General features: G+C 38.8%; 17 protein-coding genes. All 17 read left to right on the top strand.

Annotation, left to right across the window (positions count from 1 at the left end):
- Positions 1-41 precede the first annotated feature (41 nt).
- The 17 genes from ymfI to mutS all read left to right on the top strand — a co-directional run bounded on the left by ymfI (position 42) and on the right by mutS (position 20642).
- Positions 42-767 (top strand): elongation factor P 5-aminopentanone reductase, encoded by a 726-nt coding sequence (gene ymfI, locus ACFQ4X_RS06785; protein ID WP_379833898.1) that lies wholly within the window; start codon positions 42-44, stop codon positions 765-767.
- A 68-nt stretch (positions 768-835) separates the two neighbouring features.
- Positions 836-1093, top strand: a complete 258-nt coding sequence (locus ACFQ4X_RS06790; RefSeq protein WP_379833899.1) for a DUF3243 domain-containing protein — start codon at positions 836-838, stop codon at positions 1091-1093.
- A 135-nt stretch (positions 1094-1228) separates the two neighbouring features.
- Positions 1229-2005, top strand: coding sequence for a YmfK family protein (locus ACFQ4X_RS06795; protein ID WP_379833901.1), 777 nt, complete (start codon positions 1229-1231; stop codon positions 2003-2005).
- An 18-nt stretch (positions 2006-2023) separates the two neighbouring features.
- The gene (locus tag ACFQ4X_RS06800) at positions 2024-2890 is read left to right on the top strand and encodes a helix-turn-helix domain-containing protein (RefSeq protein ID WP_379833902.1); all 867 of its coding nucleotides are present in this window, start codon (positions 2024-2026) and stop codon (positions 2888-2890) included.
- A gap of 38 nt (positions 2891-2928) precedes the next feature.
- Positions 2929-3507: a CDP-diacylglycerol--glycerol-3-phosphate 3-phosphatidyltransferase gene (gene pgsA / locus ACFQ4X_RS06805; RefSeq protein WP_379833904.1), complete on the top strand. Its 579-nt coding sequence runs from the start codon at positions 2929-2931 to the stop codon at positions 3505-3507.
- A 148-nt stretch (positions 3508-3655) separates the two neighbouring features.
- Positions 3656-4897 carry a competence/damage-inducible protein A gene (locus tag ACFQ4X_RS06810; RefSeq protein ID WP_379833905.1) on the top strand — a complete coding sequence of 414 codons (1242 nt, stop codon included), beginning with the start codon at positions 3656-3658 and terminating at the stop codon, positions 4895-4897.
- Positions 4898-5025: 128 nt separating this feature from the next.
- Positions 5026-6069 carry a recombinase RecA gene (gene recA / locus ACFQ4X_RS06815; protein ID WP_379833907.1) on the top strand — a complete coding sequence of 348 codons (1044 nt, stop codon included), beginning with the start codon at positions 5026-5028 and terminating at the stop codon, positions 6067-6069.
- Positions 6070-6584: 515 nt separating this feature from the next.
- Complete coding sequence (gene rny / locus ACFQ4X_RS06820; RefSeq protein WP_379833908.1) at positions 6585-8150, top strand: ribonuclease Y; 1566 nt, start codon at positions 6585-6587, stop codon at positions 8148-8150.
- Between the two features lie 272 nt (positions 8151-8422).
- Positions 8423-8683, top strand: a complete 261-nt coding sequence (spoVS, locus tag ACFQ4X_RS06825; RefSeq protein WP_010193268.1) for a stage V sporulation protein SpoVS — start codon at positions 8423-8425, stop codon at positions 8681-8683.
- A gap of 356 nt (positions 8684-9039) precedes the next feature.
- On the top strand, positions 9040-10782 hold the full coding sequence (locus ACFQ4X_RS06830; RefSeq protein WP_379833910.1) for a 2-oxoacid:acceptor oxidoreductase subunit alpha: 1743 nt from the start codon (positions 9040-9042) through the stop codon (positions 10780-10782).
- Between the two features lies 1 nt (position 10783).
- Positions 10784-11650: a 2-oxoacid:ferredoxin oxidoreductase subunit beta gene (locus ACFQ4X_RS06835; protein WP_066289611.1), complete on the top strand. Its 867-nt coding sequence runs from the start codon at positions 10784-10786 to the stop codon at positions 11648-11650.
- A gap of 347 nt (positions 11651-11997) precedes the next feature.
- Positions 11998-13038: an L-threonine 3-dehydrogenase gene (tdh, locus tag ACFQ4X_RS06840; protein ID WP_379833912.1), complete on the top strand. Its 1041-nt coding sequence runs from the start codon at positions 11998-12000 to the stop codon at positions 13036-13038.
- A 17-nt stretch (positions 13039-13055) separates the two neighbouring features.
- A complete protein-coding gene (locus tag ACFQ4X_RS06845) occupies positions 13056-14231 on the top strand; it encodes a glycine C-acetyltransferase (protein ID WP_379837070.1) in 1176 nt (391 codons plus the stop codon).
- A gap of 508 nt (positions 14232-14739) precedes the next feature.
- Positions 14740-16254 carry a tRNA (N6-isopentenyl adenosine(37)-C2)-methylthiotransferase MiaB gene (gene miaB, locus ACFQ4X_RS06850; protein ID WP_379833913.1) on the top strand — a complete coding sequence of 505 codons (1515 nt, stop codon included), beginning with the start codon at positions 14740-14742 and terminating at the stop codon, positions 16252-16254.
- On the top strand, positions 16254-16688 hold the full coding sequence (locus ACFQ4X_RS06855; RefSeq protein ID WP_379833915.1) for a RicAFT regulatory complex protein RicA family protein: 435 nt from the start codon (positions 16254-16256) through the stop codon (positions 16686-16688). The genes miaB and ACFQ4X_RS06855 overlap by 1 nt, the downstream gene beginning before the upstream one ends.
- Positions 16689-17368: 680 nt before the next feature.
- Positions 17369-17941, top strand: a complete 573-nt coding sequence (cotE, locus tag ACFQ4X_RS06860) for an outer spore coat protein CotE (RefSeq protein WP_379833916.1) — start codon at positions 17369-17371, stop codon at positions 17939-17941.
- Between the two features lie 109 nt (positions 17942-18050).
- Positions 18051-20642 carry a DNA mismatch repair protein MutS gene (mutS, locus tag ACFQ4X_RS06865; RefSeq protein ID WP_379833918.1) on the top strand — a complete coding sequence of 864 codons (2592 nt, stop codon included), beginning with the start codon at positions 18051-18053 and terminating at the stop codon, positions 20640-20642.
- Position 20643: the final 1 nt, after the last annotated feature.

Genomic DNA, 20643 nt, shown 5'->3' on the forward strand with positions numbered 1-20643 from the left:
TGATTTTAGGATGTTTTTTGGTTGCAAAGAGGGTTAATAAATTGAAAACTGCGCTCGTTACTGGGGCTACGGGAGCTATTGGCTCTAAAATATGCCAGATGCTTGCAAGCCGTGGCTACTTTTTATATTTGCATTACAATAGTAATACTGATGCGGCAATAAAGCTTCAAGAAGAACTTGAAACACGATATAAAGTTAAAAGTGTTATTATTTCTGCAGATTTGTCACTTCCAGAAGGTTCTGAAAATTTGATGAAGCAAATTCCTGGCTCCATAGATGCATTAATTTATAACTGCGGAGCACAGCATTATGGACTTTTAACAGATTTTACGGATAAATCTATAAATGAAACTATGCAGCTTCATCTTGTTAGTGCAATTTCTATTACAAAAGCAATTATTCCGGCAATGGTTCAAAATAAAGCAGGAAAAATTATTATGATTTCCTCGGTATGGGGAGAGGTGGGAGCTGCGTGTGAGACAGTCTATTCTGCTGCTAAGGGGGGATTAAATGCTTTTGTAAAAGCATTATCAAAAGAACTTGCCCCGAGCTGCATTCAAGTAAACAGCGTATCACCAGGAGTTATTGCAACACCTATGCTTGATCAGTTTTCTGAATCAGAAAAGCTTGAACTTGCATCAGATATTCCTGCAGGAAGGTTTGGAGAGCCCGATGAAGTAGCTCATGCGGTAGAATTTTTAATAAGCAATAAAGCAGATTATATTTCAGGGCACATCTTATCAGTAAATGGATCTTGGTTTACTTAAAATTGATGTATAAAAAAGATTGAACTAAGGGATATTAATGCTGTATCAACCTTGAAGGAGGAGACAGCATGTCTGTATTAGACAACTTCGGCCAATGGAAAGATTTCCTGGCAGAGCGCTTGAATCATGCTGAGCATGAAGGCATGAACCACGAGACGATCTCAAATTTAGCTACAGAAATCGGCGGATATTTAGCTAACCACGTTGAACCAAAGAACGAGGAAGAAAAAGTTCTTGCCGATCTATGGAAAGTGGCAGATGAAAATGAAAAACACGCCATTGCTAACATGATGGTCAAGCTTGTACAAAACGACGGAAGCCGCTAAAGTTAGAGAGGATGTTAAGATTTTTTTCTTAACATCCTTTTATTTTTCTTTCATAATAAATTGAAATCATTTATTATTAATTACAAAGAATAAATGTAGAAATTTGTTTCATTTTGAAGAATAAGGAGCTGAAGCATGGGAGAGCAGGAATGGTATTTAGAGTATGAAATACATAAAAACCGGCCGGGTCTCCTAGGGGATATATCATCCTTGTTAGGTATGCTGGGCATTAACATCATAACGATCAATGGTGTTGATAACGAGCGGCGCGGTATGCTGCTGATTATTGATAATGATGAGAAGACAAACCGGTTAAAATCAATACTGGAATCTATGGATAACATTACAGTAACCAAATTTCGCAAACCAAAGCTGCGTGACAGACTGGCTGTCAGACACGGACGATATATTGAACGTGATGCGGATGACAAAAAAACGTTTCGGTTTATTCGGGATGAGCTTGGTATATTGGTTGACTTTTTGGCTGAATTATATAAGGTTGAAGGACATAAATTAATCGGCGTCAGAGGAATGCCCCGTGTAGGGAAAACGGAAAGCATTGTAGCTTCGAGTGTATGTGCGAATAAAAGATGGGTCTTTATTTCATCAACTTTGCTTCGTCAAACCGTCAGAAATATGCTCGCGGATGATGAATATGATTCTGATCATGTTTTTATTATCGATGGAGCAGTTTCTGCAAGAAATATGAACGATAAGCATTGGCAGCTGATTCGTGAAATAATGAGGCTTCCTGCGGCTAAAGTTGTAGAACACCCTGATCTTTTTGTACAGCAAACGGAATATACGTTAGATGATTTTGATTATATTATCGAGCTGAAAAGTCATCGCGATGAGGAAATTACATATGAAGCTCTTAAAGAAGATCCAACAGGATTTGGAAATCTAGAATGACGTAAGTGGGTGGGAAGGTTGACAGAACTAGGAAAACTATTGAAAGAAAAGCGTGAAGAAAAAGGCATGTCACTTGAAGAACTTCAAACAGCGACAAAGATACAAAAGCGTTATTTAGCTGCGATTGAAGTGGGGAACTATGATGTGCTGCCAGGCACTTTTTATGCTAGGGCCTTTATTAAAAATTATTGTGAAGCAGTTGGATTAAACTACGAAACGATTTTTGATGAATATGCTCATGAAATCCCGCAGGCAGTTAAAGAAACAACAACAGAATTTGAACCCCGGTCCAAAAGAGAACGCTCATCTGTTAACGAAGAGAATTCTTTTTTAAAGCGGTTAATCCCGATTTTACTTATCGGATTGTTAATTATTGCGATTCTTTTCTTTGTGTGGAAATTTTTGCTGCCGGATGGAAATGATCAGGCCAAAAGCGGTGAAGATGTAAAATCCGTAGAATTAGATGCGGATGCAAACAAACCGGAAAAGAAAGAAGAACCCAAAAAAGAAGCTGAAAAAGAAGAACCAAAAAATGAAGAACCGGCTGAAAAAGAAGAATCTACAGCACCAAAATTGACAAAGCTTCAGACAACCGGCAAAGTAACAACATATGAGATGTCTGATGGAAACGAGCTCGTTATTGATCTGACAGCGTCTGGGCCTAGTTATGTAGGTATTAAAGATGAAACCGGCAAAAGTCATTTTGATAGTCAGATTAAAAAAGGTGAAACAAAAACTTTTGATTTAACTTCTGCAAAAGAGGTTACTTTAAATATTGGTGCATCCCATGTAACATCTATAAAAATAAACGGTGAACCATTCACTTATCCTGTACCGGCTTCTGATTTAGTTCACCAAAAGATTGTTATTAAAAAGGCACAATAATTAACTAAGACGTTGACCGTATTTTGGAGGAATTTGCTTTGAATTTACCTAACAAGATAACAATATCTCGAATTTTTTTAATCCCGCTATTTATGATCGTACTTTTAGGCGGATTCGATTGGGGCACATGGACAATTGCAGGAGAAAAGTTACCAGTGACCCATTTTGTTGCAGCGCTAATCTTTATATTTGCATCCAGTACAGACTGGGTAGATGGTTATTATGCACGTAAATACAACTTAGTAACAAACTTAGGAAAGTTTTTAGATCCTCTTGCAGATAAACTCCTGGTCTCTGCTGCTCTGATTGGTTTAGTTGAACTAGGTGCAGCTCCAGCTTGGATGGTTATCGTTATCCTTAGCCGGGAATTCGCAGTAACTGGTATACGAGCTGTCGCTTCTGCTGAGGGAGAGGTTATTGCAGCAGGTCAGATGGGGAAATTAAAAATGTGGATACAAATCATTGCAATATCCGCTCTGTTGCTTCATAATCTTCCTTTTGCATGGATCGGTTTTCCATTTGCAACAATAAGCTTATGGCTTGCTACTTTAATTACGCTTTATTCCGGATGGGAATATTTTGTGAACAGCAAACACATTTTACTAAAATCAAAGTAAATCATGAAAAACAGGAGAGGAACACTCCTGTTTTTTTATTCTTCCTAAGAGAAAAAATTAAAAACCAAGCTATAATTATTATGTAATCTTTTCTTTTACAAAGTTGAACTAAAATTCATTGAAGATATAATCAGGGAGAGTGGTTGAGATGAACGCAGAAATTATTGCAGTAGGCAGTGAACTGCTTTTAGGCCAAATCGTAAATTCCAATGCTCAATTTATTTCCAAAAATCTAGCTGATATAGGGGTGAATGTTTTTTATCACACGGTTGCCGGAGATAATGAAAGAAGGCTGTCTTCTGCTGTTAAAACGGCGTGTTCACGTTCAAACCTTCTTATTTTCACTGGAGGTCTGGGACCGACAAAGGATGATCTTACAAAAGAGACGATTGCTAAACTTTTCAATAAAGAATTGGTTCATGATGAGACTTCTTTGCGTTATATAACAAATTACTTTGCACAAACAAATAGGGAAATGACTGAAAACAACAAGAAACAAGCCCTTATTATTAAGGATGCCATAGTTTTACCTAATGAAAATGGAATGGCTCCTGGCATGGCATTTACACAAGATGAGATTACCTGTTTATTGCTTCCTGGACCTCCGAGTGAGATGAAGCCAATGTTCATAAAATATGCCATTCCCTTTCTGCATTCAAAGATGGATGTGCAAACTAGATTATATTCACGTGTTTTGAAGTTTTTTGGCATTGGTGAATCGATTCTAGAAACAAAGCTTTCTGATTTGATTGAAAAACAAACGAATCCTACAATTGCTCCATTAGCCTCTGAACATGAAGTGACAATCCGTCTGACAGCTGCACATACCAATCAAGAAGAAGCAAAAAAACTGCTGGATGAAACAGAGTCTGAGATTGTGAGAAGAACATCTGCTTTCTTTTATGGGTATGAGAATGATACGCTGGAAAAACAAACAATGGATTCATTGCTTAAAAGAAATGCTACTGTTGCCTCAGCTGAAAGTTTAACAGGCGGTCTGTTCGGAAGTATTATGACAGATCAGCCAGGTTCCTCAGCTGTATTTAAAGGCGGTATAATTGCATATTCAAATGAATTAAAGAAAAACTTGCTAAGCGTACCCGATTCTTTAATTAAAGAACACGGTGCCGTCAGTGAAGAATGTGCTGAATGGATGGCGGAACATATAAAAAACACCGCAAAAACAGATTATGGGATCAGCTTTACAGGTGTAGCAGGACCAGAACAACAAGAAAAAAAGCCTGTTGGAACAGTATTTATTGGCGTTGCAGGACCGCAGGTGACAAGGGTCTTCCCTATAAAACTTGCAGGAACAAGGAAGAGTATTCGTGAAAAGACAGTTAAACATGGATTATACTTATTAAATCAATTGGTCAAAGAAGATCAATAAAAAAATCGAATAAATGTTCGTAAAATGATTGGCAAAATGAGAAAAAAGATATATGATAGAAAAGTAGTTAACAAAGGAATTAATGAATTAAAAATAAATGAAGATACAAATTAGAGGAGTGAATTTTGATGAGCGATAGAAAAGCGGCTTTAGATATGGCTCTGCGTCAAATTGAAAAGCAATTTGGTAAAGGTTCAATTATGAAACTGGGTGAACAGACAGATCAGAGAGTTTCAACTGTTTCCAGTGGTTCCATTGCTTTGGATATTGCACTTGGAATCGGCGGTTATCCTCGCGGCAGAATAATCGAAGTTTATGGTCCGGAATCTTCAGGTAAAACAACTGTTGCACTTCACGCCATTGCTGAAGTACAAAGAAACGGCGGACAAGCTGCATTTATTGATGCTGAGCACGCGCTGGATCCTGTATATGCACAAAAACTTGGTGTCAACATAGATGAATTGTTATTGTCACAGCCTGATACTGGGGAGCAAGCGCTTGAAATCGCTGAAGCACTTGTTCGAAGTGGAGCGGTTGATATTTTAATCATTGACTCTGTTGCTGCTCTAGTACCAAAAGCTGAAATTGAAGGGGAAATGGGAGACTCTCACGTAGGTCTTCAAGCTCGATTGATGTCTCAAGCTTTGCGTAAACTATCAGGAGCAATTAACAAGTCCAAAACGATCGCAGTATTTATTAACCAGATCCGTGAAAAAGTCGGAGTTATGTTCGGTAATCCTGAAACAACTCCAGGCGGAAGAGCACTAAAGTTCTATTCTTCAGTACGCCTAGAGGTGAGAAGAGCAGAACAGCTTAAGCAGGGTCAAGACGTTGTCGGAAACAAAACGAAGATTAAAGTTGTGAAAAACAAGGTTGCTCCTCCGTTCAGAACGGCTGAAGTTGATATCATGTACGGAGAAGGAATCTCTTATCAAGGTGAGATTTTAGATATCGGTTCAGAGATTGATATTGTCCAAAAGAGCGGAGCCTGGTATTCATATGAAGGTGAGCGTTTAGGCCAAGGCCGTGAAAACTCTAAGCAATTCTTAAAAGAAAATCCTGAAATTTCGGCAGCGATTGTTGCTGAAATCCGTAACTACTATCAGTTAGAAGGAAAAGCAGCTGAAGCAGAAGCTCCGGCTTTAAAAGAAGAATTTGAGTTGACAGAATAGTAAGAAAAAAGGCCAGTCAAACGACTGGCCTTTTTTTATTTGGTTCTTTTCTAATAAATAGTTGCTTAAAAAACATCACTGACTAGTTGATTGGAGTGTAAGACGCGAGACTCCTGGGGGATCAGTGTGACAGGTGAGACACCTAAGGGCCCAAAGTGCCAAGGTGACTCACCGCACGCCCCCCGGAAAGCGAGCATCTGTAACGGAGATCAACTACTTCCAAGAGCAACAAAGCATGCGAAAACAACCTTTTTTTTGATGCGAAATTTCGTCAAATACAGGCAAATAATGCTCCTTGCTATTTTTAAGTCAACCTATTATTATAGAAGATTGACTCTCTTGACAAGCTATAAGCACACCTATAAAATGGAGATATATTTTGATTTCTTATGAAATTAAAAGATATGTATAGAATTTGTACGACATGAATGGTGCAAAGCACATGTAACACGTATGACGCCAAGAAATGCAGTATGAAAAGCAGAAAAGCAGAATAAGCAAGAGGAGGTGGAAATATGCCGAGTCTTTTAGTATTCATCTCCAGTTTGCTTGTCTCATTAGGTGTCGGTGCAATTGTCGGATATCTTGTTAGGAAATCAATTGCTGAAGCGAAGATTTCAAGCGCAGAGCGTGCAGCTGCGCAAATTGTTGAAGATGCAAAGCGCGATGCTGACGCCAGCAAGAAGGAAGCGCTGTTAGAAGCAAAAGATGAAATCCATAAGCTACGTACCGAAGCAGAACGCGAAATTCGCGAACGTCGAAACGAGCTTCAAAAACAAGAACATCGATTGGTTCAGAAAGAAGAGATCCTGGACAGAAAAGGTGAAACTCTTGACAAGAAAGAGGAATCTTTAGAAAGACGTGAGGAATCTCTCACCAAAAAACAGCGACAAATTGAAGAGATTGAAAGCAAAGTGGAGGAATTGCTGGAGGAACAGCAACGAGAGCTTGAGCGCATTTCCAGTATTACCAGGGATGAAGCCCGCCAAATCATTATGACTGAAACCGAGAACGAGATGACACATGAACTGGCGATGATGGTAAAAGAAATGGAAAACCGTGCAAAAGAAGAAGCGGACAAGAAAGCGAAAGAAATTCTTTCACTGGCTATCCAACGCTGCGCAGCCGATCACGTAGCAGAAACAACAGTATCTGTAGTAAATCTTCCTAACGATGAAATGAAAGGAAGAATTATTGGACGTGAAGGGCGAAACATCAGAACACTTGAAACATTAACCGGTATTGATTTAATTATCGATGATACTCCGGAAGCTGTTATCTTGTCTGGTTTTGATCCGATTCGCCGTGAGATTGCGCGAATGGCATTGGATAAGCTTGTTCAGGATGGAAGAATCCACCCTGCGCGAATTGAGGAAATGGTTGAAAAATCACGCAGAGAAGTGGATGAGTACATTCGAGAAGTTGGGGAACAAACTACTTTTGAAGTAGGTGTTCACGGACTTCACCCAGATTTAATAAAAATACTTGGCCGTTTGAAGTATCGTACAAGCTACGGTCAAAATGTTCTGAAACATTCAACAGAAGTGGCTTACTTAGCTGGCTTAATGGCAGCTGAAGTAGGCGAAGATGTACATCTTGCTAGACGCGCTGGGTTACTTCATGATATCGGTAAAGCGATTGATCATGAAGTTGAAGGCAGTCACGTTGATATCGGGGTTGAACTTGCTACAAAGTATAAGGAACACCCTGTAGTTATCAATAGTATTGCGTCACATCATGGTGATACAGAACCAACATCAATTATTGCAACTCTTGTGGCAGCAGCAGATGCATTATCAGCTGCGAGACCAGGAGCCCGCCGAGAAACTTTAGAAACGTATATTCGCAGACTTGAAAAGCTTGAAGAGATTTCAGAGTCATTTGATGGAGTTGAAAAATCTTTTGCGATTCAAGCGGGACGCGAAATTCGTATCATGGTCAAACCGGACATGATTGATGATGTGGCTTCTTATAGACTTGCCCGTGATATAACGAAAAAGATCGAGAGTGAACTGGATTATCCAGGACATATCAAAGTAACGGTTATTCGTGAGACACGAGCAGTAGAATACGCGAAATAATGAACAGGCTCAAAAGCTTTTAAAAACCTTTTGAGCCTGTTTTTTTCTATTCCAGTTTTTATTTTTATGGGTAATATTCAGAAATTTCTAAATTGCAATGAGGTTTGAACTGCCAATGTTAAGGGAAACAGATAACCGGGGTTTATTCAGAAGGTCAACTCAGCAGAACAAATATTATATAAAGATGCCGGGAAATTTGTTACTGCAGGAATACAAGCCTTGATCAATGAATATAGTAGAACAGGTATCTATCCTGAAGGAGGTTCAAAACAATGGAAATATTAAAAGTTTCAGCAAAATCCAACCCCAATTCTGTAGCTGGTGCACTTGCTGGTGTTCTCCGTGAAAGAGGAGGCGCTGAAATACAGGCGATCGGTGCAGGTGCATTAAATCAAGCTGTAAAAGCCGTAGCGATTGCAAGAGGATTTGTAGCACCGAGCGGAGTAGACCTCATTTGTATACCAGCATTTACAGATATCTTAATTGATGGGGAAGAAAGAACGGCAATTAAATTAATAGTGGAACCGCGATAATGAAGAAATGAAAAAACCTGTTTACTTAAAAATAAGTAAGCAGGTTTTTTTGTGGTTTTAATACTTTTACAGGGGCTGTTTATGGAGGAATTTAAAGAAATATAATAGAATTGATTAGTACAAGAACTGTATTGGCCACAATAATACTGCAGATCTTACATGTTTTACCTGTTTTTGAAATAGTTTGAATAATTTCAGCCGAATACTTGCATTTTTATTGAGTTAAGTCTAGAATTGTAGACGTTTAGTACATAATTTATTTAACGAATCAAAACGTTGAAATCACCATGAATGCAATAAACAAAACTAAGTAATTTCTCAAAATTAACGTTTGGGTTACTGAAAGGGTGGAGTACATGATTGATCAACTTTCCTGGAAAGTTGGCGGACAGCAGGGTGAAGGTATTGATAGTACAGGTGAGATTTTTGCGATGGCTCTTAATCGCCTTGGCTATTATCTCTATAGCTATCGACACTTTTCTTCAAGAATTAAAGGCGGTCATACCAACAATAAAATTCGTGTAAGCACAAGTGAAACCCGTTCTATTTCTGATGATCTTGATATTTTAATAGCATTTGATCAAGAGACTATTGATGTGAATGTACATGAACTTCGCGATGGCGGAGTTGTAATAGGAGATTCTAAATTTAATCCTACTGTACCAGAAGATCTGAATGTCAGATTGTATGCGGTTCCATTTACTGAGATTGCAAGTGAACTTGGAACTTCTCTCATGAAGAACATGGTGGCGATCGGCGCAACGAGTGCTGTATTAGGTCTCCCTGTTGAAAGCTACTTGGAAGTAGTTGAGGAGATTTTCTCCCGTAAAGGTGCAAAAGTAGTAGAAAAGAACATGGAAGCCATTCAAAAAGGTGCAGATCATTTTAATGAATTATCAGGCGGCCAGATTGATGGTTTCCAATTAAATAAAGCAGACGGCAAAAAGAGAATGTTCATGATCGGAAACGATGCAATCGCATTAGGTTTTGTTGCGGGCGGGGTTCGTTTTATGGCAGCGTATCCTATCACGCCTGCTTCAGAGATTATGGAGTACTTAATCAAAAAACTGCCTGAATTTGGCGGAACAGTTATTCAGACAGAAGATGAGATCGCTGCATGTACGATGGCAATTGGTGCAAACTATGCTGGAGTTAGAACGATCACTTCATCTGCAGGTCCTGGACTTTCATTAATGATGGAAGCACTTGGTCTGTCTGGAATGACTGAAGTACCGTTAGTAGTAGTTGATACACAGCGCGGAGGACCATCTACAGGACTTCCGACAAAACAAGAACAATCTGATTTAATGGCAATGATTTACGGTACACATGGTGAAATTCCAAAGGTAGTTATCGCGCCAAGTACTGTTGAAGAGGCATTTTATGATGCTGTAGAAGCATTAAATATTGCAGAAGAATACCAATGCCCAGTAATTTTACTGACGGATCTTCAGCTTTCACTTGGAAAACAATCTGTTGAACCATTAGATTTCAGCCGTGTGGAAATTCGCCGCGGTAAACTTGACACAAATCAGGAACTGCCTGAAACGGATGATAAAGACGGATACTTTAAACGATATGAAGTTACTGAAGATGGTATCTCGCCTCGTGTAATTCCTGGTATGAAAAACGGTATTCACCATGTTACAGGTGTAGAACATGATGAAACTGGAAAACCGTCAGAAGTAGCAGCTAACCGTCAAAAGCAGATGGATAAGCGTCTGCGCAAATTAAAGAACCTTAATTTCAATGTTCCTGTAGTAAAGCAGGGACAACACGCGGAAGCAGATATTCTTCTTGTAGGTTTTAATTCTACTAGAGGTGTTATTGAAGAAGCGATGCCGCGTCTGGAAGCTGACGGGTTTAAAGTAAATCATGCGCACATTCGCTTGATTCATCCATTCCCGGCTGATGAGATGAAACCGTTAATCGACGCTGCGAAAACAGTAATCGTTGTTGAAAATAACGCAACGGGACAATTAGCTAACATCTTGAAAATGAATGTTGGGCATCATGAAAAAATTAAGAGTTTATTAAAATATGATGGAAATCCTTTCTTGCCATCTGAAGTTGTCATGAAATGCAAGGAGCTGGTTTAATATGGCTACATTCAAAGATTTTCGTAACAGTATCAAACCTAACTGGTGTCCGGGTTGTGGAGATTTTTCTGTACAGGCAGCTATTCAAAGAGCAGCAGCAAATGTCGGTTTAGAACCAGATAATCTTGCAGTTGTATCAGGAATTGGTTGTTCAGGACGAATCTCCGGATATATTAAGTCTTATGGTTTCCATGGCATACATGGACGTTCACTGCCGATTGCACAAGGTGTAAAGATGGCCAACCGCGATTTAACTGTAATTGCTTCTGGCGGTGACGGTGACGGATTTGCGATTGGTATGGGTCACACGGTACATGCGATCAGAAGAAATATTGATATCACATATATCGTAATGGATAACCAGATTTACGGCCTGACAAAAGGACAGACATCTCCGCGTTCAGATGTTGGTTTTAAGACAAAAAGTACGCCAGAAGGTTCTGTAGAATCTGCTATAGGCATTATGGAACTTGCTTTAACTGCTGGTGCGACATTTGTTGCTCAAAGTTTCTCGACAGACTTGAAGGAACTTACTTCTATTATTGAAGCTGGTATTAATCACAAAGGGTTCTCTTTAATCAACGTGTTTTCGCCTTGCGTTACATACAATAAGGTAAACACATATGACTGGTTCAAAGAGCACTTGGTTCCGTTAAGCTCAATTGAAAACTATGACTCTTCAAATCGCATGATGGCTATGCAAACATTGATGGAGAATAAAGGTCTTGTAAAAGGAATTATCTATCAGGATAAAGTGAAGCCTTCTTATCAGGATCTTGCCCATGGTTACAGCAAAGAAGCTCTTGCAAAAATGGATTTGAACCTGTCAGAGGAAAAATTCAATCAGCTAATGACAGAATTTATGTAATTTATCGCCTCCTCCTATTTTTAGGAGGAGGTTTTTTTATAAATTTAGGCACATTTTTAAAAGATTGTTGATTTTAAGTATTTTTTACAGGATGACACCCCTGCAGGCTTGATTAGCCTAGGGGCTCAACGCACGCCCCGCGGAAAGCGCGCATCTTGGAACGGAAATCAACAACTTCAAATAGCAACAATGTGTACGAAAACAGCCCTTATTTAAAATTTTTTTCTAAATTTTTTTGGGTATCTGCGTATGTCCATCTGACATGAACACTGCTCTTTACCTCACTATTTTTAAAATGTACAATGATGTTGGATATGATATTTGATGTTTAGTGAGGAGTGTTCAGTTTGGAAGGAAAAATGAAAGCAATTGTTAAGCATCATGCGGGATACGGTGCTAGATTAGAAACAGTAGATATACCACAAATAAAGGAAGATGAAGTATTAATTAAAGTAAAAGCAACTTCGATCTGCGGAACGGATGTCCATATATACACATGGGATGAATGGTCTCAAAGCCGTGTGAAAACACCTTATGTTTTCGGACATGAGTTTTCAGGTGTCGTTGAAAAAGTAGGAAGTTCAGTAAAAAATGTTAAAGCTGGTGATCATGTTTCAGCAGAAACTCATATTGTTTGCCATTCTTGTCCACAATGTTTAAAAGGACAGTTCCATATCTGTAAAAACACTAAAATTATCGGTGTTGATACTCATGGCTGTTTTGCTGAATATGTTGCGATGCCTGCAGAAAACATCTGGAAGAATGATCCTGATATGCCATTTGAACATGGTTCTATTCAAGAACCGATGGGAAATGCAGTTCATACTGTTTTAGCTGGTGATGTAGCAGGGAAAACAGTTGCAGTCATCGGCTGCGGTCCGATAGGCATCATGGCGGTTAACGTAGCTAAAGCTGCAGGAGCAAGCCAGGTAATTGCACTAGACCTTAATGAATACCGTCTTGATTTAGCAAAAAAAATTGGAGCTACAGCTGTTATTAATCCAAAGGATGAAGATCCAGTGAAAAAAGTGATGGAGCTTACAGACGGGAATGGTGTAGATGTTGTCTGCGAGATGAGCGGGCATCCAGTAGCTATCGACCAAGGGTTTAAAATGATTACGAACGGCGGCCGGGTATCTATTCTAAGTTTGCCTGTTAAGCCTGTTGAAATTGACCTTACAAATGATGTTGTCTTTAAAGGCGTTACAGTACAAGGGATCACTGGCAGAAAGATGTATGAAACGTGGCAGCAGGTTTCTGGACTTTTACAGTCTGGAAACATGCATCCTGAAACAATCATCACCCACACTCTTCCAATGGAGCAATTTGAGGAAGGTTTTGATTTAATGATAAAAGGCAATTGCGGAAAAGTAGTTCTAATTCCTTAGAAAGGGGCTTGATCGTGATGAAAGGTTTTGAATATTTACAAGAAGAATTAGACCATATGAAAGAAGAGGGGACGTTTAGGAAGCTCGTACCTCTTGAATCAGAACAAGGTTCTAAAGTTGTTATCAACGGCAAGGAAGTAATTCAGCTTTCTTCAAACAACTATTTAGGATTAACAAGTCATCCAAAAATGAAGCAAGCAGCGTTAGAATCGGTAGAAAAATTTGGTGTTGGAACAGGTTCTGTTCGTACTATTGCAGGAACACTTTCTATGCACGAAGAGTTTGAAAAAAAGCTTGCTGAATTTAAACATACAGAAGCATGCCTTGTATTCCAATCTGGCTTTTCAACAAACCAAGGAATCCTTTCAGCAATCCTGACCGATCAGGATGTCGTTATTTCAGATGAACTGAACCATGCATCAATAATAGATGGAATCCGTTTAACAAAAGCAAAAAGAAGAATCTATAAGCATGTAGATTTAGAAGATTTGGAAGCTGCGTTAAAAGAAACACAGGATTATAGAAAAAGAATCGTTGTAACAGATGGCGTATTCTCAATGGACGGCAATATCGCACCACTCCCTGGAATCGTAGAACTTGCTGAAAAGTACGATGCACTAGTGATGGTTGACGACGCACATGCAAGCGGAGTTTTAGGAACTAATGGACGCGGGACGATTGATCACTTCAATTTAAACGGCCGCGTACATATCCAAGTCGGTACATTAAGTAAAGCTATTGGTGTTCTTGGGGGGTATATTGCAAGTACACAAACTTTAAGAGACTACTTGATCCATAAGGGACGTCCTTTCCTTTTCAGTACCTCTCATCCGCCTGCAGTTATCGCTGCAAGTTCTGCTGCTATTGATGTTTTAGAAGAAGAACCAGAACACATGGAACGTTTATGGGAAAATACGAAATTCTTTAAAGCGGGTCTTAAAGAACTTGGATTCAATACTGGTGTAAGTGAAACACCTATCACTCCTGTGCTTGTAGGTGATGATGCTCTAGCGCATAAGCTTTCAGATACATTGTTAAAGTATGGTGTATTCGCGCAAGGCATCGCATTCCCAACAGTTGCAAAAGGGAAAGCACGCGTAAGAACAATCGTAACCGCACAGCATACTAGAGAAGAATTGCAAACAGCCTTAGATGCATTTGAAAAGGCTGGAAAAGAACTAGAGATTATTTAATGTAAAAGCTGTTTTCTTATACTTTGTTGCTCATGAAAGTAGTTGATTTCCGTTCCAGAATGCTCGCTTTCCGCGGGGCGTGCGGTGAGCCTCCTTGGCGCTTTACACCATTAGTAGTCTCACCTTAAGAAAGCTGTGTGCTCCTGCGTCTACAAGGAACTGTGCCGAGCAGGCTTCCTCGTCGCATGCCTTTCGAGAAGTACTTTCAAGTGGCTGGCACGCTGGAGTCTCGCACCTTACACTCCAATCAACTTGTCAATGAAGGCAATTGAAAAGAACTTTAAGCAACAATTTTTTTAAAAAAAAGCCAATGCAAAAAAGAAGGAGAAATCCTTCTTTTTTGTTTGTAACAACTTTGTAAGCTAACCGTAATAACATTATGTAAACTAAAAGGATTTCACGTTTAAATAAAACCAATTATTTGATATAATGTTACAGTTAGATACATGTTTTATTGAAAGATATAAGTTAGCAATATGCAGTAAAGGCAGTTAGGAGTGAAAATGTCTTGGATACGAAAGACAATAAAACAATAAATAAAGATAAAAATAGAGACTACTCACAATATTTTCAAACTACTTATACTCCGCCTTCTTTAAAAGACGCAAAAAAGCGCGGTAAAGAGCAGACTCAAATTTTAAAAGATTTCACGATTCCTGAGAATTTAAAAAATATAGGTGTTGGGAAGAAGTTCTATATTCGTACTTACGGATGCCAGATGAACGAACATGATACTGAGGTTATGGCTGGCATACTCAATGAGATGGGTTATGAAGTCACAGATTCTACAGAAGATGCAGATGTAATTTTATTAAATACATGTGCGATTCGTGAAAATGCTGAAAATAAAGTTTTCGGTGAACTCGGACATCTAAAACATACAAAAGCGAACAATCCAAACTTGCTTTTAGGTGTCTGCGGATGTATGTCTCAGGAAGAATCTGTTGTAAACCGAATACTATCAACTTATCCTCAAGTAGACATGATCTTTGGTACTCACAATATTCATCGTCTTCCTCAAATCATTGAAAATGCGTTATTTTCAAAAGAAATGGTCGTTGAGGTTTGGTCAAAAGAGGGTGACATTGTTGAAAACCTTCCAAGAAAACGCAAAGGAAATGTAAAAGGCTGGGTTAACATTATGTACGGCTGTGACAAGTTCTGTACGTATTGTATCGTTCCATATACACGCGGCAAGGAACGCAGCAGACATCCCCAGGATATTATCGAGGAAGTTAGACAGCTGGCGAGAGAAGGCTACAAGGAAGTTACATTGTTAGGTCAAAATGTAAATGCTTACGGTAAAGATTTCGAAGACTTAAACTTTGGTCTTGGAGATTTAATGGATGAGATCCGTAAGATTGATATCCCAAGACTGCGATTTACGACTAGTCATCCACGTGATTTTGATGACCGTTTGATCGAAGTGCTTGCTAAAGGCGGAAATATCGTCGATCACATCCATCTTCCTGTTCAGCACGGCAATAGTGATATCTTAAAATTAATGGCTCGTAAATATACACGTGAGCACTACCTTGAGCTTGTCGATAAGATAAAGGCTGCTGTTCCAAATGCAGCATTAACGACAGATATTATTGTCGGATTCCCAAATGAAACAGACGAACAGTTTGAAGAAACGATTACCCTTGTAAAAGAAGTCGAGTACGATGCTGCGTATACGTTTATTTATTCGCCTCGAGAAGGTACTCCGGCTGCAAAGATGAAAGACAATGTGCCAATGGAGGATAAACGTGAGCGTCTTCAGCGTTTGAACAGCGTTTTAAATGATATTTCACTTCGCAAAAACCAGGCTTACATTGGAAAAGTTGTAGAAGTGCTCGTTGAAGGAGAAAGCAAAAAGAATCCTGATGTGCTGACCGGTCACACTGGTTCAAATAAAGTAGTAAACTTTAAAGCTCCTAAACACTTGATCGGTGAAATTGTAAAAGTTAAGATTACTGACGCTAAAACATGGAACCTTGGCGGAGAATTGATCGTAGAAAAATCAGAGGTGGTAAGCTAATGACAACTTATACTAAAGAAGAAATTTTAGGAAAAGCGAAAGAACTTGCTAAAATGATCGCGACAACGGAAGAAGTGGAATTTTTCAAGAAAGCTGAGGCTCAAATCAACACGAATGTCAACGTTGCTAAATTAATGGGGCAAATTAAAAACTTGCAAAAACAAGCTGTTAATCTTCAGCATTATCAAAAACATGAAGCTTCTAGAGAAGTAGAAGAAAAGATTGACGCACTTATGGCTGAACTTGACAGCATCCCTGTCGTTCAGGAATTTAAACAGTCACAAAATGATGTGAATGATATTCTGCAAATGGTTTCACATACAATCTCAAACAAAGTTACAGATGAGATTATTGAATCTACAGGCGGAGATCTTCTTAAAGGAACTACAGGTTCTCAAGAAGGATGTTCACCTGGCGGTTGCGGCTGCCACTAATATATTTTATTTTTCAAGCTCTTTTCTAATAGTTTGTTGTTTTTGAATGTTTTTTGAAGACCCTTCGTTGAAAAGTTGATTGGAGCGTAAGGTGTGAGACTCCTGCGGGAGCAGCGGGACAGGTGAGACTCCTAAGGGCGCAAAGCGCTGAGGAGGCTCACCGTACGCCCCGCGGAAAGCGAGCACCTGGAGCGGAAATCAACCCTTTCAAATAGCAACAAAGTTAACGGAAACAGCCTTTTTAAGACACGATGTTCTATAGAGCATCGTGTTTTTTGTTGTTTAGCACATTTTCTAGCTAATTAAAGGGGGCAAGAAATACGTGATCGACCCTCAATCAGGTATTATAAGCCTTTAAAATATTTTATGAGCCTTCAACAACATTTATGGTCCTTCAAAATTATTTATGATCCTTGAAAATTATTTATGATCCTTCAAATTTATTTATGGTCCTTAAAAAAGTTTTATGGGCTTTTCGTCAATCCCTAGCATCAGACTATTCTTCATTGAAACAAAAAGAATATATTAATTTCACGTACCGTACATAAAAAATATTTTTTGAACATTGTTCTAAGAAAGCCCATATACATAAACTAATTGCTGATTTTCATATTAATAAGCACAATAGGCATTTGCCCTGCATAAAATGTATAGAGAGCGGAAATAGGAGGGATTCATGTATGGCTAGACACATTCAACAAGAGCTGACTTACAGAGAAATCATTACAAAAGCGGTGTGTGGTAAAGGCAGAAAGTTTTCTCAGGCGACTCATACGATTGCACCAGCTCATCGACCCAGCAGTATTTTAGGATGCTGGATCATTAATCATGCTTATAAGCCGAAGAGAAACGGTGAATGTGTGGAAGTTGAAGGAAGCTATGATATTAACGTTTGGTACTCATACAATGATAATACTAGAACCGAAGTAGTAACTGAAACCATCCATTTTAAAGATAAAGTGGATTTGAGTGTAAGAGACAAAAACGCGCTTGGGAACCAGTATGAAGTAACTTGCCGTGCACTGCAGGAACCTAATACGCTTGAAGCAACTATTTCTCCAAACGGCAATAAAGTTATCGTTCAGGTAGAAAGAGAGTTTGTATGTGAGATCATTGGTGAGACAAAGGTTTGCGTTTACGTGAATCCAGATGGATTTGACGATGAGAACACAAGAGATTGGGAGTATGATGTAGAGGATGAAAACTTCGAAGATCTTGATCCTAACTTTCTGATTGGCGATTTAGAAGAATAACAAGGAGCGGGGAGAATTCTTCCCGTTTTTTTCATGCAGAGTAAACGAAATGAAATGAGGAGTTATGATATAATAGCAACATCGAAATGTTATGAAAAAAGGTGAAACCATGTCGCAATATACTCCAATGATGCAACAATACTTATCTATTAAGGCAGCTCATCAAGATGCCTTTTTATTTTTTCGTTTAGGCGATTTTTATGAAATGTTTTTTGATGATGCTGTTCAGGCAGCTCAAATTTTAGAGATTACATTAACGAGCAGAGATGGGGGCAGCCAGGATCGCATACCAATGTGCGGAGTGCCTTATCATTCTTCTGCAGGTTATATAAAAACACTGGTAGAAAACGGCTATAAAGTAGCCATTTGTGAACAAGTAGAAGATCCTAAGCAAGCAGTAGGGGTTGTGAAGCGGGAAGTTATTCAGATCATAACGCCAGGAACGGTTATTGATGATCACTTATTGCAAGATAGAGAAAATAATTATCTAGTTTCAATTGAAAGAGAAAATGATTTATTTGCTTATATTCTTTGTGACTTATCTACTGGAGAATTAAAAGGATATACGTATAGCGGTAATCAGCTATCATTCATTCAACTGCTCTTAAGTCACGGCGTTAAAGAAATCGTTGGAGATGAGGAGTTACATACTGATTGGAATGAAAAAATGTCTCTCAATGGACAGGCTTCGGTTTCCATTCAACAAGAGAATACCGTCGATGAAAGATTTCAGCATCTCACAAAAGATATCTCGCATCTTTCTTTATTGAAAGCAGCTGGCAGACTGTTTCATTACTTAAACTATACGCAGAAGCGTTCCTTTCAGCATCTAAAGCCGGTTGAATTTCAGCAAAATGACCTAAGAATGAAGCTGGACGCTTTTTCAAAAAGAAATCTAGAGCTTACTGAGTCAATTCGTGCAAAAGGCAAAAAAGGTTCACTGTTATGGCTGTTAGATTCTACTATGACTGCAATGGGAGCCAGAAAACTTAAACAATGGGTAGAAGAACCGCTTTTTGTGAAGAAGACCATCGAGAAACGTTTACAGCTTGTACAAGAGCTCATTAATGAGTTTTTTATCCGTGAAGAAATGAAAGAACAGCTGAAGTCAGTATATGACATGGAACGGCTGATCGCTAAAATTTCTTATGGAAATGCTAGTCCAAGAGATTTGGTCCAGTTAAAAAGATCACTGTTAAGCGTTCCTGTTCTTAAAGAAAAAATAAGTCAAATTCCGGGTGAGTATGCTTCAGAAATTTATGAAAAGATGAAGGATCATAAAGAGCTGGCTCAATATTTGGATTCAGCTATACATGATGAAGCCCCAGTTCAAATTAAAGAAGGGGGAATCATTAAAAAAGGCTATAATGCAAAGCTTGATGAATATAAAGATGCGAGTATGAACGGGAAAGCTTGGATCGCTGCACTAGAACTGCAAGAAAAAACAGAAACCGGAATCAAATCTTTAAAAATAGGATTTAATAAAATATTCGGTTATTATATCGAAGTTACGAAATCTAACTTATCGATGGTACCAGCTGAACGATATGAACGAAAACAGACTCTGGCAAACGCAGAAAGGTATGTAACTCCCGAACTTAAAGAAAAAGAGCGTATTATTTTAGAAGCTGAAGAAAAAATATCAGGTCTTGAGCACACATTATTCTTAGAAGTTAGAGAATATGTAAAACAATATATACCTGGACTTCAGCAGCTGGCTTCTGCTATTTCAGAACTGGACGTCATTCAATCATTTGCCGCAATCAGTGAACAGTATCGTTATGTAAGACCTACCGTTTCGGAGGATGGAAAAGTAAATATTGTCGGAGGCCGTCATCCAGTTGTAGAAAAAGTAATGGATGCGCAAGAATATGTTCCAAATGATATTTTCTTAAATAATGAAAGAAATATGCTTTTGATCACCGGACCTAACATGGCAGGTAAGAGTACGTATATGCGCCAGCTTGCTTTAACGGCCATTATGATGCAGATTGGCTGTTTTGTACCTGCAGAACAAGCTGAACTGCCGATGTTTGATCAGATCTTTACACGGATTGGTGCAGCTGATGATTTAGTCGGCGGACAAAGTACTTTTATGGTAGAAATGCTTGAAACAAACTTTGCTCTTACGAGTGCTACAGAAAATAGTTTGATCCTGCTCGATGAAATCGGACGTGGAACTTCAACTTATGACGGAATGGCACTTGCCCAGTCTATAATTGAATTTATCCACGAAAGAATTCAAGCGAAGACGCTTTTTTCTACCCATTATCATGAGCTGACTGTTCTTGAGAATTCGCTTCCATCCTTAAAGAATGTTTTTGTAAGTGCTGTAGAGGAAAATGGAAGTCTTGTATTTTTGCATAAAGTAATTGATGGACAAGCTGATAAAAGTTTCGGGATTCAAGTAGCAGAACTGGCAGATCTCCCACAGGATGTTATACAAAGAGCAAAAACAATCCTGAAGACTTATGAAAAACAAGAAAAGAATGAAGCGCTCCCTATCCAGGAAGTCTCTGCGGCAAAAGAAGAAGTGCAGGAAAGCCAGCTAAGTTTGTTTGCTGAAAAAAGCACTGTTTCCCGAAAAAGAGATTCAAAAGAAACTGACGTTTTAAAAGATTTGAAAGCATTGAATGTCCTTGAAATGACACCGCTTGAGGCGATGAATGCTTTATATAAACTGCAAACCAAACTGAAATAAA

The organism is Fictibacillus halophilus (assembly GCF_042680145.1).
Classification (GTDB): Bacteria; Bacillota; Bacilli; order Bacillales; family Fictibacillaceae; genus Fictibacillus; species Fictibacillus halophilus_A.